14 protein-coding genes are annotated in these 12,551 nt (G+C 62.2%); 2 read left to right on the top strand and 12 right to left on the bottom strand.

Annotation, left to right across the window (positions count from 1 at the left end; genetic code table 11):
• From FJ949_RS29285 to eno, 5 genes are all read right to left on the bottom strand, one after another.
• Positions 1-418: biotin/lipoyl-containing protein (locus FJ949_RS29285; protein ID WP_246680048.1), on the bottom strand; the 418-nt coding region annotated here is incomplete at its 3' end.
• 18 nt (positions 419-436) lie between these two features.
• Positions 437-1,828, bottom strand: a complete 1,392-nt coding sequence (locus FJ949_RS29280) for a pyruvate dehydrogenase complex E1 component subunit beta (RefSeq protein WP_140501348.1) — start codon at positions 1,826-1,828, stop codon at positions 437-439.
• Positions 1,829-1,843: 15 nt separating this feature from the next.
• The gene (gene pdhA, locus FJ949_RS29275) at positions 1,844-2,881 is read right to left on the bottom strand and encodes a pyruvate dehydrogenase (acetyl-transferring) E1 component subunit alpha (RefSeq protein WP_140501346.1); all 1,038 of its coding nucleotides are present in this window, start codon (positions 2,879-2,881) and stop codon (positions 1,844-1,846) included.
• A gap of 214 nt (positions 2,882-3,095) precedes the next feature.
• Positions 3,096-3,419 carry a septum formation initiator family protein gene (locus tag FJ949_RS29270; RefSeq protein WP_140501344.1) on the bottom strand — a complete coding sequence of 108 codons (324 nt, stop codon included), beginning with the start codon at positions 3,417-3,419 and terminating at the stop codon, positions 3,096-3,098.
• A 157-nt stretch (positions 3,420-3,576) separates the two neighbouring features.
• The gene (gene eno, locus FJ949_RS29265) at positions 3,577-4,851 is read right to left on the bottom strand and encodes a phosphopyruvate hydratase (protein ID WP_140501342.1); all 1,275 of its coding nucleotides are present in this window, start codon (positions 4,849-4,851) and stop codon (positions 3,577-3,579) included.
• Positions 4,852-5,050: 199 nt separating this feature from the next.
• Here eno and FJ949_RS31050 point away from each other — a divergent pair, with 199 nt between their 5' ends.
• Complete coding sequence (locus tag FJ949_RS31050) at positions 5,051-5,173, top strand: hypothetical protein (RefSeq protein WP_263483006.1); 123 nt, start codon at positions 5,051-5,053, stop codon at positions 5,171-5,173.
• 68 nt (positions 5,174-5,241) lie between these two features.
• Here FJ949_RS31050 and FJ949_RS29260 read toward each other — a convergent pair whose 3' ends face one another.
• From FJ949_RS29260 to FJ949_RS29235, 7 genes are all read right to left on the bottom strand, one after another.
• A complete protein-coding gene (locus FJ949_RS29260; protein WP_140501340.1) occupies positions 5,242-5,607 on the bottom strand; it encodes a PRC-barrel domain-containing protein in 366 nt (121 codons plus the stop codon).
• Between the two features lie 172 nt (positions 5,608-5,779).
• The gene (gene kdsA / locus FJ949_RS29255) at positions 5,780-6,625 is read right to left on the bottom strand and encodes a 3-deoxy-8-phosphooctulonate synthase (RefSeq protein WP_140501337.1); all 846 of its coding nucleotides are present in this window, start codon (positions 6,623-6,625) and stop codon (positions 5,780-5,782) included.
• Positions 6,622-7,512: a VOC family protein gene (locus FJ949_RS29250; RefSeq protein ID WP_140501350.1), complete on the bottom strand. Its 891-nt coding sequence runs from the start codon at positions 7,510-7,512 to the stop codon at positions 6,622-6,624. Before FJ949_RS29250 ends, kdsA begins: the two co-directional genes overlap by 4 nt.
• 48 nt (positions 7,513-7,560) lie before the next feature.
• On the bottom strand, positions 7,561-7,851 hold the full coding sequence (locus FJ949_RS29245) for a Dabb family protein (RefSeq protein ID WP_140501335.1): 291 nt from the start codon (positions 7,849-7,851) through the stop codon (positions 7,561-7,563).
• A gap of 117 nt (positions 7,852-7,968) precedes the next feature.
• Entirely contained in the window at positions 7,969-8,103 is a 135-nt protein-coding gene (locus FJ949_RS31045) for a hypothetical protein (protein ID WP_263496466.1), read from the bottom strand.
• Between the two features lie 200 nt (positions 8,104-8,303).
• Positions 8,304-10,280, bottom strand: a complete 1,977-nt coding sequence (locus tag FJ949_RS29240) for a bifunctional 2',3'-cyclic-nucleotide 2'-phosphodiesterase/3'-nucleotidase (protein ID WP_140501333.1) — start codon at positions 10,278-10,280, stop codon at positions 8,304-8,306.
• 152 nt (positions 10,281-10,432) lie between these two features.
• On the bottom strand, positions 10,433-11,698 hold the full coding sequence (locus FJ949_RS29235) for an NAD(P)/FAD-dependent oxidoreductase (protein WP_140501331.1): 1,266 nt from the start codon (positions 11,696-11,698) through the stop codon (positions 10,433-10,435).
• 165 nt (positions 11,699-11,863) lie between these two features.
• Here FJ949_RS29235 and FJ949_RS29230 point away from each other — a divergent pair, with 165 nt between their 5' ends.
• Positions 11,864-12,523 (top strand): 5-formyltetrahydrofolate cyclo-ligase, encoded by a 660-nt coding sequence (locus tag FJ949_RS29230; RefSeq protein WP_140501329.1) that lies wholly within the window; start codon positions 11,864-11,866, stop codon positions 12,521-12,523.
• Positions 12,524-12,551: the final 28 nt, after the last annotated feature.

Raw genomic sequence — 12,551 nt, 5'->3', positions numbered from 1 at the left:
GGTCGGCAGGCCTTCCGGCCGGGGTGGGGGGCGCGGCGGTGGGTTCACCCGCGGCGCGACCTCCCCCATCGGACGGAGAGGTGGGACTCTCGGTCTTCGATGTCTCAGCCTTGGGAGGCTCCGCTTTCGCCGGTGCGGCATCGCCACCGCTTTTCGCGGCGGCACTTGCGTCCTCACCCTCGGCGGCAAGCACGGCGATCAGCGCATTGACCTTGACGCCTTCGGTGCCGGCGGGAACGACCAGTTTCGCCACCGTGCCCTCATCGACGGCTTCGACTTCCATCGTCGCCTTGTCGGTCTCGATCTCGGCAATGACATCGCCGGGCGAAACCTTGTCGCCCTCCTTCACGAGCCACTTCGACAGATTGCCCTCTTCCATGGTGGGCGAGAGGGCCGGCATGGTGATGTTGATTGGCATTGTGTCCTCCCGCCCGGTTCAGCGATATGAGACGGCTTTGACGGCCTCGATGACCTCGCCGACATTCGGCAAAGCCAGCTTTTCGAGATTGGCCGCATAGGGCATCGGCACGTCCTTGCCGGCGATGGTGATGACCGGCGCGTCGAGGAAATCGAAGGCTCGCTGCGACACCTGGTTGGCGACATGGTCGCCGACCGAGTTCTGCGGGAAGCCTTCTTCCACCACGACCAGCCGGTTGGTCTTCTTCACCGAGGCGATGATGGTGTCGAAGTCGAGCGGACGGATGGTCCTGAGATCGATAATCTCCGCGTCGATGCCCATGCCGCGCAGTTCCGCTTCGGCCTTGACCGCATAGGTCATGCCAATGCCGAAGGAGACGATGGTGACGTCCTTGCCTGATTTGTGGATGCGCGCCTTGCCGATCGGCAGCACGAAGTCGTCCAGCTTCGGCACGTCGAAGGACTGGCCGTAGAGGATTTCGTTTTCGAGGAAGATGACCGGGTTCGGATCGCGGATCGCCGCCTTGAGCAGTCCCTTGGCGTCGGCGGCGGTATAAGGCATCACCACCTTCAGGCCTGGTATGTGGCTGTACCAGGCGGCGTAGCACTGAGAATGCTGGGCGGCGACGCGAGCCGCCGCGCCGTTCGGCCCGCGGAAGACGATCGGCGCGCCCATCTGTCCGCCGGACATGTAGAGCGTCTTGGCGGCCGAGTTGACGATCTGGTCGATCGCCTGCATGGCGAAGTTGAAGGTCATGAATTCGACGATCGGCTTCAGCCCAGCCATCGCCGCACCGACCCCGACGCCGGCAAAGCCGTGCTCGGTGATCGGCGTGTCGACGACGCGACGCGGTCCGAACTCCTGCAGCAGGCCTTGGGTGATCTTGTAGGCGCCCTGGTACTCGGCAACTTCCTCGCCCATGACGAAGACATCGCCGTCGCGGCGCATTTCCTCCGCCATCGCATCGCGCAGCGCTTCGCGCACCGTGGTCGAGACCATCTCGGTCCCGGCGGGTATGTCAGGATCGGCGGCGACTTCCGTCTTCGGCGCGGCCGCCACAGGCGCCGCTGCCTCGCTCTTGGCCGCAGCGGGTGCCGGTGTCGGCGCCTTTGCCTCAGTCTTGGCGGGCTCTTCACCGATGCCTTCGCCGGCCTTGTCGACGTCTTCGCCATCGACAGCCAGCACGGCGATCACCGCGTTGACCTTGACGCCTTCGGTGCCTGCGGGAACCACGATCTTGGCAAGCGTGCCCTCATCGACAGCTTCGACTTCCATCGTCGCCTTGTCGGTTTCGATCTCGGCGATGACGTCGCCGGCGACGACCTTGTCGCCCTCGTTCTTCAACCACTTGGAAAGATTGCCCTCTTCCATGGTCGGCGAAAGGGCGGGCATGAGAATTTCGATCGGCATGTCCTTGCCCTCCCGTTACAATACGATGTCGGTCCAGAGCTCGGACGGATCCGGCTCGGCGTCGTGCTGGGCAAACTCGGCGGCATCGGCGACGACGTCGCGAACCTCCTTGTCGATGGTCTTCAATTCGTCCTCGCTTGCCCACTTCTTCTGGATCAGCCGCGCTTTGACCTGCTCGATCGGGTCATGCTCGGAGCGCATCTTCTGCACTTCTTCCTTGGAGCGGTATTTCGCCGGGTCGGACATCGAATGGCCCCGATAGCGGTAGGTCTGCATTTCGAGGATCAGCGGCCCATTGCCGGCACGGCACCATTCGGTGGCGAGATCGCCGGCGGCCTTGACAGCACGCACGTCCATGCCGTCGACCTGGATGCCGGGAATCTTGAACGAGGCGCCGCGATTCGAGAAGTCGGTCTCCGCCGAGGAGCGCGATACCGAGGTGCCCATGGCATAGCGGTTGTTCTCGATGATGTAGATCACCGGCAGCTTCCACAGCGAAGCCATGTTGAAGCTTTCGTAGACCTGGCCCTGGTTGGCGGCCCCGTCGCCGAAATAGGTCAGCGTGACATTGTTGTTGCTGCGATAGCGGTTGGCAAAGGCCAGGCCCGTGCCGAGCGACACCTGGGCGCCGACGATGCCGTGGCCACCGTAGAAATGCTTCTCCTTGGAGAACATGTGCATGGAGCCGCCCTTGCCCTTCGACAGGCCGCCTCGGCGGCCGGTCAGTTCGGCCATGACGCCACGCGGCGACAGTTCCATCGCCAACATATGACCGTGGTCGCGGTAGGCCGTGATCATCTGGTCACCGTCGATCAGCGCCATCTTCATACCGGTGACGACCGCTTCCTGGCCGATGTAGAGATGGCAGAAGCCGCCGATGAAGCCCATCCCGTAAAGCTGGCCGGCCTTTTCCTCGAAACGGCGAATAAGCAGCATGTGCCGGTAGGCGGCAAGCTCCTCGTCCTTGGTGAATTCCACTGGTTTGGGCGCGGAAAGGCCCGATTTGCCGTCGGATTTCGATTTGGCAGGCGCTTTCCTGGCTGCGGTTGCCATGCATCACTCCCTGTTGGCGTCTCTTCGCGGACATTTCGAGCAAGATGAAATCTGCTCGAGCAAGATGAAATCTGCTCAGGGGAGATCAGCTCTCCCCACTGATTTTGGGGAGGCTAACACGTGAGAACGTGTTCCGCCATGTCGAAATTGCATAGCTGGCATGCGACTAAGCAATTAGAATCATTGAAAATATTGGTGATTAACCTGATATTGGTTACTTTGCCGAGACCGGCAACATGATGGTGATTTCGTCGGCCTGGGACAAATTCAGCGCCTTACGCGCCTGCTCGTCGAGCATGTCCTTCTCCAGCGTGCCGTCGTGCATCAGCTTGACGCGCCGTTCCAGCTCCATCCTGCGCGCCTTGATCGCATCGAGCTGGGCCTGCAGGGCAACAGTCTCGGCCTCCAGCTGGTATTTCGAATTGATGCCGAACTCGCCGTGATAGGCATGAAAGCCGAAATAGGCCAGGAACACCGCGCAGAGCGAGGGGATAATCAGCCGGCCGGTGTTTCTCTGTTTGTGCTGACGCGTCCACATCGTCCGTTCCCTCGCAGTCGCGAACTCGGGCGACCACGGTCTTTTTCGCTCCATTGTGCTTAACGGACGGTTACGGATGACGCGTCCACAGGCGCTCCAACGAAAAAGGGCGGGAATTCCCGCCCCTCACCGCCATCCCTGTGTCAGATGCTCCGGCTCAGCCCTTCAACATCGACTTGCCGGCGTAGCGCGCCTGCTTGCCGAGTTCTTCCTCGATGCGGATGAGCTGGTTGTATTTGGCCATGCGGTCGGAACGCGACAGCGATCCGGTCTTGATCTGCCCGCAATTGGTGGCGACGGCGAGGTCGGCGATGGTCGAATCCTCGGTCTCGCCCGAGCGATGCGACATGACGGCGGTGTAGCCGGCCTTGTGCGCGGTCTCGACGGCATCGAGCGTCTCGGTCAGCGATCCGATCTGGTTGACCTTGACCAGGATCGAATTGGCGACCCCCATGCGGATGCCATCGCGCAGGCGCGCCGTATTGGTGACGAAGAGATCATCGCCGACGAGCTGCGTCTTCTTGCCGATCAGGTCGGTCAGATATTTCCAGCCTTCCCAGTCATCCTCGGCAAGGCCGTCCTCGATCGAAATGATCGGATAATCGGCGGCGAGCTTGGCCAGGTATTTCGCCTGCGCCTTCGGATCGCGTGTCTTCTTCTCGCCTTCATAGACGTAGTTGCCGTCCTTGAAGAATTCCGTCGCAGCGCAATCGAGGCCGAGCGCAATCTCCTCGCCCGGCTTGAAGCCGGCCTGCTCGATCGACTCCATGATGAAATCGAGCGCCACCGGCGCGCTCTTCAGGTTCGGGGCAAAGCCGCCTTCGTCGCCGACATTGGTGTTGTGGCCGGCGTCCTTCAGCTTCTTCCTCAGCGTGTGGAAGACCTCAGAACCCCAGCGCACGCCTTCGCGCAGCGTTGGCGCACCGACCGGCAGGATCATGAATTCCTGGAAATCGATCGGGTTGTCGGCATGGGCGCCGCCATTGATGATGTTCATCATCGGTACCGGCAGCAGATGCGCCTTGGTGCCGCCGACGTAACGATAGAGCGGCAGGCCGGCGGCTTCGGCCGCGGCCTTGGCCACCGCCAGCGACACGCCGAGAATAGCGTTGGCGCCGAGCCGGCTCTTGTTGGGCGTGCCGTCGAGTTCGATCATGGTCTGGTCGATGTGGATCTGGTTTTCGGCTTCCATGCCGCCGATTGCCTCGAACAGTTCGCCGTTGACCGCCTCGACGGCCCGCAGCACGCCCTTGCCGAGATAGCGGGCGCCGCCGTCGCGCAGTTCGACGGCTTCATGCGCGCCGGTGGAAGCTCCAGACGGCACGGCCGCGCGGCCCATCGAACCGTCTTCGAGCACGACATCGACCTCGACGGTCGGATTTCCACGGCTGTCCAGGATTTCACGCCCGACAATGTCGATGATGGCGGTCATTGCGATGTCCCCGATTGATCTGACGAAACGTCGCGCCCGTCTTAGCCAAAGCGGCGCAAAAGGCAATCGGGCCACCGCCAATTATTGCCGCCGGCGCGATTCACGAAGCGCAAATTCCTGTCATCATAAGTCATGCGCCATAGGATGGCCGCCGGTCTATGATGGCGGCTGCGCGGGGCGAAACAGGAGGAGTTTCGCCATGTCCGAGTTAAGCGGTATCGTGAGTTTGTTCCTGATCGCGGCGGCGTTCCTGACGTCCTGCGACAACCAGCAGCCTCCACAGGGCGCGGTGCAACTGTCGACCCTCCGCAGCGCGGAGTAAGCACGGCAGGCGATCATGTAAAAGGCCCCCGCTGGTTTGCGGGGGCCTTTTCACGTCAGGCTGGCCGGTCAATGCCAGTAAGGCTCGACCTTGTAGTAATTGTAGGAGGCGTCACGTGCGGCCTCGCCATCGGCGCCCGTCAGCTCGTTGATCGAATAGGCGGGAGCGGCTTTCAGCTGGTCCTTCGAGAATGGCACGACATAGCCGCCCCTATCCTCATCGTAATCCAAACTCGCCCACGGGATGGCGTGATATTTTTCACCCATGCCGAGAAAGCCGCCAAAACCGATCACAGCGAACATGATGCCGTTGGACAGCTTGTCGAGCATGACGTCCTCGATGCTGCCGATCTTCGTGCCTTCGGTGTTATAGACGGATGTGCCGATGACCCGCGAAGCAGCGATAGCCTCTGTGTGTCCTGCCTGGGTTGTCATGATGTGCTCCTCATTGTCGTTGCTCTGGACTTTCACAATGAGGGGCGAGATCGAAGGTTCCCGACTTTTCCGCCGGTCTGTTCGACTTTTTCCACCTGTATAAAGGTGACTTCTTACTGACGTGGCAGGCCGATATATGCCCTCCGCGGCGACGACCTTCAGCTGCGCCGGGTCAGCGGGCCTTCGCTACCCGATCGAACGCCATCAACCTTTCCAGAAGTGCCGGCATGTCCTTCAGCGGCACCATGTTCGGTCCGTCGGACGAGGTCGAATTATCCGGATCCTGGTGGGTCTCGATGAAGACGCCGGCAACGCCGACGGCGACAGCCGCGCGGGCCAAGGTCTCGACAAAGCGGCGTTCGCCGCCGGACGAACCGCCCTGCCCGCCCGGCTGCTGGACCGAATGGGTGGCGTCGAAAATCACAGGCGCGCCGATGTCGGCCATAATGGGCAGGGCCCGCATGTCGGAGACGAGCGTGTTGTAGCCGAACGAGGCGCCGCGCTCGGTGGTCAAGACATTGGCGTTGCCGGAGCCAGTGACCTTGGCCACCACGTTCTTCATGTCCCAGGGCGCGAGGAACTGTCCCTTCTTGACGTTGATCACCTTGCCCGTCCTTGCGGCGGCAACCAGCATGTCGGTCTGGCGCGACAGGAAGGCCGGGATCTGCAGCACGTCGACATGCGGCGCAACGATGGCGCACTGTTCCTCGGTGTGGACGTCGGTCAGTACCGGCAAGGAGAATTCCTTGCGCAACTCGTCGAAGACCGGGAGCGCCGCTTCCATGCCGGCACCGCGTGTAGCCGACAGGGAGGTGCGGTTGGCCTTGTCGTAGCTGGTCTTGTAGACGAGGCCGATGCCCAACCTGCCTGTCAATTCCTTCAGCGCGCCGGCCATGTCGAAGGCATGCTGGCGTGATTCGAACTGGCAGGGGCCGGCAATCAGCGACAGCGGTGCTGCGTTGTCGAAGACGACATTGCCGACGGTTACCGATGAATTGGGCGCCAAGGCGTTGCTCATTGTATCTCCCGAAAGATGAAGGCCGCGCCCTGCCCGGATGTCGGCTGCACGACGATATCACTGCCCGACATATCGTATCTGATGGAATTGGCTGCAAGCAGACCTGCCGCCACAGCGGCACGCCGAACCGAAAAGACGACTGCCGCGAAGCGGAGTTGCGTCGGCTTACCGGCGGGCACGCCAAAGCGTGCCGTGAAAGAGGCCGGGTCGAGTACAGCCAAGATAGCGTTAGGTAGACGAAAAATGGAGGCGCGCGCGTCAGCCGTCGGATCGTTTACTGCCACGGAAATCAGCCGGCGCTGCTCGGCGGGCTCGTCGCTGATCGCCACGATCTCGACAATTCCCGTGGCACCGTTGGCATGAGCCTGCAGCGCCGTGCGGTCCACTTCCGGCGCGTTGACGCGCTGGCAGGCGAACAGGAACGCATCGGTTGAACCCCCGGTCGACGCGAAGGCCAGTTTGAATGACGCCATGTCGCTTTTGCCGGCAGCGTCGGTGAACGCCCGCGAAAAGCCCAGCATGTCCCCGCCCGACAGGCTCGCATCGACAAAGCGTGCATGGTCCGCATCGGCGTCGTCCGTGGTCAGGACCACGGCGGAAAAACCTTCATTGCCATTGCGGTCACGATAGAGCCGGTCGCGCGCGACGAAGACATTGCCCTGGCCGGCGGCCTTCATCGCGGCCTGATCATCGCCTACAGCCAGCGGTTCCAGATAGGTGCCGTCCGCGAGGAAGACGCAGCAATTTTCCGTGCCGAATGGATGGATGCCTGTCGGCGCGACGATGAAGCCGAGGGCCGTTAGCCGCGCCCGCGCCACATCCAGGCTCGAGGTCGGCAGCACGAGGTGATCGAGCGGATGAGTGCCTGTGGGTGGTGTTTGGATCATGCCAGCGCGGTGTGCATCATTGCGCAAAAGGGTTCAAGGGCGCCCGAATCAGCTTCCGGCCACCACATCGGCGGAATAACGCAGTTCGCGCAATGGCTTGACCCTGCTGGTGGTCTGCGCATAGAGCGGATGCGCCTTGTAGGCGGCCAATGCGGCGGCATCCGTGAATTCGGCATAGACGACCACGTCGATCTCATCCGACAGCGGATCGACCTTGGTGTTCAGCGTCACCTCGAACAGGCTGGAATGGGGAATGCCGCCGAGCGCCAGCAGCCCAGAGCGCACTGCCTCCACATCCTCGCCACGCCGCGCGCTGAAGAAAACGATATGCCGGATCAACCCCGCCTCCTCGATCAAAAATCCGGGGTCTTTTGTGACGACGAAACCGTCAGGTCAACCGTTCAGGGTGCCGCGCGTCCTTGCGACGCGCCCGGGATGCATGAGACCTGAACGGGCCTAGACCTTGCTGGTGACGTAACGCACCACGTGAGAGACATTCCTCACCGTCATATCGAGGTACCGGCCCTGGTTGTAGAGACCGTCCCAGATCAGGAAAAACGCAACGGCGGCGATGACGATGACATAACGCATGGCTAATCTATCGCATAAGCCCGGCTGTGCTCATAGACGTTTCCGCCAGGCAAAGATGGGATCCGTGTCGACCCTCGTCCGGTATGTGAGCTCTCGGCACCTGGAACTGCCAAATCTATGCCGGCGCGCCTTCGATCTCGTCGCCGGCGACTGGCCGGACATGATCCAGAAATGGCCCGCGTCCCAATTGCGAATGGCGGTCAGAGAAGGATGCGGTATTTCGCAAATCCTGCCTCGCCGGCGCCCGCCGGCTCGATCTTCAATGACTTCACTTCGGCGATGAGGTCCTTCGCCTTGGGCCCTGTCTCGAACACGACGCTGGTTCCGGGCAGCGGCGCGAACGACCAGTTGCCGTCCGCCGACGGGTTGATGGTGCCCTGCTTGACGATGTAGCGGACGATGACGTCGCGGTTGGTGTCTGGCGCTTCGTAGATAATTTTGGAAGCGTCGATGTCAGGAAAATTGCCGCCGCCGCCGGCCCGGTAGTTGTTCGTTCCAACGACAAATTTCTGATTGGGATCAATCGGTTTGCCGTCGAACATCAGGCCGACGATGCGATTGGCACTAGCATTCGCCAGCCCGCCCTTGGCATCGTATTTCGGCGGCTGCGACAGATCTATTCTGTAGGTGACGCCGTCGATAACATCGAAATTGTAGGACGGAAAGTCGGTGTTGATGAGCGCCTGGTCGGCCTTGCCAGGTTCGATCCGGTTGAAGATGCCGGCCGACATTTCCAGCCATTCCTTGACCTGCGCTCCGGTGATCTCAACGGCCCGCACGGTGTTGGGATAAAGGTAGAGGTCGGCGACGTTCTTGATGGCGATGTCGCCTGCCGGCACATCGGTGTAGTAGTCGGCGCCGTTGCGCCCGCCGGCCTTGAAGGGGGCTGCCGCCGACAGCAGCGGCACGTCCTTCCATTGTGTGTTTTTCAGGATGTCCTGAAGGTACCAGGTCTGCGCCTGGCTGACGACCTGAACCGACGGATCGTCGGCGACCAGCGCGAAATAGGAATAGAGCGGCGCTGCGGTCTTGCCGACGGGACGACGCACATAGGCGAGCGTTGCCTGGTGGTCCTGCTCGAGCGCGGCGATGATGCGGTTGTCGTCCGCGACAGTCGGCTTGTTCTTGTTGTCGACACGTTCGAAGATCGGCCGCGCTTCCGAGGTGGCGGACACGATCTTCCATTTCGAGCCGTCGCGCTCCAGCATCAGGTCGATCAGGCCCATATGCGAGCCCCAGAAGCCGCCCATGACGGCCGGCTTGCCCTGCAGCGTACCCTTTTGCGCATCGACGCCTTCGAGCGCCTGAAAATCCTTCTTGCCAGGGAACACCAGATGCTGGTGACCCGTGAACACCGCGTCGATGCCTTCGACGCCGGCGACAAAGAACGATGCGTTCTCCATCATATCGCCCTGCTTGACGTCGATGCCAGAATGCGAGAGCGCGATGATAATGTCGGCGCCCTCTTCCTTCATCTGCGGCACCCAGGCCTTGGCGGCCTCGACAATGTCGCGCGTTCTGACATTACCTTCGAGGTTCTTGAGATCCCAGACCATGATCTGCGGCGGCACGAAGCCGATGATGCCAATCCTGATCGGTTGCTCGGTGCCTGAACCGTCGCTGATCTTCTTGTCGAGGATGACGTAGGGCTTGAGGTAGAGCTTGTCGTCGCGCGGGTTCGCGGCAAGCTCGGTGCCGCGGATCAGGTTGGCGCAGACGAAGGGGAAATTGGCGCCGGCCAGAACCTTGTCCATGAAGGACAGGCCGTAGTTGAATTCGTGGTTGCCCAACGTCGAGCACTCGTAGCCGAGCAGGTTCATGCCTTTCATGATCGGATGCAGGTCACCGTCCTTCATGCCCTTCTCATAGGCGATGTAGTCGCCCATCGGATTGCCCTGCAGCAGGTCGCCATTGTCGATCAGCATCGAATTGACGGCTTGCTTGCGCACCGCGTCGATCAGGGAGGCCGTGCGCGACAGTCCCATCGTGTCATTCGCTTTGTCGGCGTAATAGTCATAGGGCAGCACATTCACATGGATGTCGGTGGTCTCCATGATCCGGAGATGCGCCTGGTTGGCCTGGGCGCGGGCGGAGAAAGGGTGAAGCGCAATCAGCGCGCCTGTGGCGGCGGCGCCCGCGAGGAGACCGCGGCGGGAGACGGAATGGAGCGGCGACATGTTTTCTCCTTTTCGACGACACGAAAGACCCTGGCCCGAAGCGAACTTCGCGCTGAAACCTATTCGAGTCCATTCAAGAAGTTGCGCGCATCGGAGCTGTCAGTCGATCAGCAACAGATGACGCGCGGATGAACGGGCGCAAGCGCGGAAGATCAGCCCTTGTCGTCGTCGCCCTGCGTGATCAGGCGGGCGCTGCGTTGGCCCGTGACGTAGATCCATAGCCAGTTCAGCGACACCGCGAGCCGGTTGCGGAAGCCGATCAGGAAATAGATGTGCGCCAGTCCCCACAGCCACCAGGCCGGCCAGCCGGTCAGCCTGATCCAGCCGAAATCGATCGCCGCGGCGCGCTTGCCGATCGTGGCCAGGTCTCCGGCATGCTTGTAGTGGAACGGCCGTACGCTCGTATCGCCGGCAAGCCTGGCCTTGATGGTCGCGGCAACATGGCGGCCCTCCTGCTTGGCGGAAGGCGCCACGCCGGGAACGGGCCGTCCATCGGGCCGCAGCACGAGAGCGGCGTCGCCGATGACGAAAATCTCGGGGCTGCCCGGCACGGTGAGATCGGGTTCAACCAGCACCCTTCCCGCCCGGTCGGCGGCGGCGCCCAGCCATTCGGCTGCCGGCGAAGCGGCAACGCCCGCCGCCCACAATATGGTCCTCGCCGGCAGATGCGTGTCGCCGAAGACGACGCCCTCGGCGTCGCAGCGCGTGACCGCCCGGCCGAGTTCGATCGTCACGCCGAGCCGCTTCAACGCCTTTCCGGCATAATCGGACAGTTTCGGTGCGAAATTGGCCAATATGCGGTCGCCAGCCTCGATCAGCACCACACGCGTCTCGCGCGTGTCGATGTTGCGGAATTCGCCGCGCAGTGTGTCGTGCGCCAGTTCGGCAATGGTGCCGGCAAGTTCGACACCGGTCGGACCGCCGCCGACGATCGCGATCGTCAGCAGCGCCTGGCGCCTGGCAGGATCGGTTTCCCGTTCGGCCTGCTCGAAGGCGAGCAGAATGCGCCGTCGGATGGTGGTGGCGTCCTCCAGCGTCTTCAACCCTGGCGCGAACGGCTCCCATTCGTCGTGGCCGAAATAGGCATGTCGGGCGCCGGTGGCGAGCACCAGCGTGTCGTAGGCGACGGTGCTGCCGTCATCGAGCAGCACGCGTTTTCCGGCTCGGTCGATGCCGGTGACATTGGCGAGCAGCGTCGTCACGTCCTTGCGCTTGCGCAGCAGGTGGCGGATCGGCCAGGCGACCTCCGAGGTCGCCAGCGCCGTCGTTGCGACCTGGTAGAGCAGCGGCTGGAAAAGATGGTGATTGCGTTTGTCGATCATGGTGATGCGCACGGGCGCACCGGCGAGAGCGCGGGTGAATTCGAGGCCGCCGAACCCCGCCCCTACGACGACGACATGGTGATTGGCTTGATCCATCGCATTCACCCTGACCAGCAATATCGCATGCCTTTGATGTAGGAGCTTTTGTGCAATGCAACAACACGAAGGCCGTGCCCGAGACTCGTCGTTCCATGTCGTGAATGCACATGTCGCATCCCCCCGCCGGGTATAGCGTTATGGAAAACAGCGATGAGGTGAAGCATGGCCAACGATCACGACGACCAGGGTCCGGCGCAATATTCCTCGCCGCCATGCTTCATGCACGAACTCGATCCCGCGTTTCACGCGCCGATATCCGATTGGACCGACGTCAGACGATGGCGCAAGGCCGAACGGGAACGCCTGATCGCGGCGCGTCTCGCGGTTTCCGCCGATGCGCGAACGGCGATGTCGCAGAGCATCGCCGGAGCCCTCGACGCGGCGATCGGCGATATCGCCGGCCGCATGGTCAGCCTCTATTGGCCGTTTCGCGGCGAGCCGGACCTGCGGCCATGGATGGCCGCCATCAATGAACGAGGCGGGCGCACCGCGCTGCCCGTCGTCATCGAAAAGGCACAGCCGCTGATCTTCCGGGCCTATGTTCCGGGCGACCGGCTGGAGAAGGGCGTGTGGAACATTCCGATTCCGGCCGAGGGCGAACCGGTCTTGCCCGACATCGTCATCTCGCCGATCGTCGGCATCGATTCCGGCAATTATCGCCTGGGCTATGGCGGCGGGTTCTACGACCGAACGCTGGCGGCGATGCCGTTCAAGCCGCTGGTCATCGGCGTCGGCTACGAATTGCAGCGAATCGCCACCATCTACCCGCAGCCGCACGATATCCCGATGGACCGGATCGTGACGGAGGCTGCCAAGGCGTAGACGGCTGAAGGCGTGGAAGGCTGAGAAT

Origin of the sequence: Mesorhizobium sp. B2-4-1 (assembly GCF_006442185.1) — a bacterium.
Lineage (GTDB): Bacteria > Pseudomonadota > Alphaproteobacteria > Rhizobiales > Rhizobiaceae > Mesorhizobium.
The sequence above is the reverse complement of the archived record's forward strand: the minus strand, read 5'-3'. Positions and strand labels throughout refer to the sequence as shown.

Excerpts from the sequence above, each read along its gene's own strand:
- FJ949_RS29280 (WP_140501348.1), bottom strand. The coding sequence starts at position 1,828 with ATGCCGATCGAAATTCTCATGCCCGCCCTTTCGCCGACCATGGAAGAG.
- pdhA (WP_140501346.1), bottom strand. The coding sequence starts at position 2,881 with ATGGCAACCGCAGCCAGGAAAGCGCCTGCCAAATCGAAATCCGACGGC.
- FJ949_RS29270 (WP_140501344.1), bottom strand. The coding sequence starts at position 3,419 with ATGTGGACGCGTCAGCACAAACAGAGAAACACCGGCCGGCTGATTATC.
- eno (WP_140501342.1), bottom strand. The coding sequence starts at position 4,851 with ATGACCGCCATCATCGACATTGTCGGGCGTGAAATCCTGGACAGCCGT.
- FJ949_RS31050 (WP_263483006.1), top strand. The coding sequence starts at position 5,051 with ATGTCCGAGTTAAGCGGTATCGTGAGTTTGTTCCTGATCGCGGCGGCG.
- FJ949_RS29260 (WP_140501340.1), bottom strand. The coding sequence starts at position 5,607 with ATGACAACCCAGGCAGGACACACAGAGGCTATCGCTGCTTCGCGGGTC.
- kdsA (WP_140501337.1), bottom strand. The coding sequence starts at position 6,625 with ATGAGCAACGCCTTGGCGCCCAATTCATCGGTAACCGTCGGCAATGTC.
- FJ949_RS29250 (WP_140501350.1), bottom strand. The coding sequence starts at position 7,512 with ATGATCCAAACACCACCCACAGGCACTCATCCGCTCGATCACCTCGTG.
- FJ949_RS31045 (WP_263496466.1), bottom strand. The coding sequence starts at position 8,103 with ATGCGTTATGTCATCGTCATCGCCGCCGTTGCGTTTTTCCTGATCTGG.
- FJ949_RS29240 (WP_140501333.1), bottom strand. The coding sequence starts at position 10,280 with ATGTCGCCGCTCCATTCCGTCTCCCGCCGCGGTCTCCTCGCGGGCGCC.
- FJ949_RS29235 (WP_140501331.1), bottom strand. The coding sequence starts at position 11,698 with ATGGATCAAGCCAATCACCATGTCGTCGTCGTAGGGGCGGGGTTCGGC.
- FJ949_RS29230 (WP_140501329.1), top strand. The coding sequence starts at position 11,864 with ATGGCCAACGATCACGACGACCAGGGTCCGGCGCAATATTCCTCGCCG.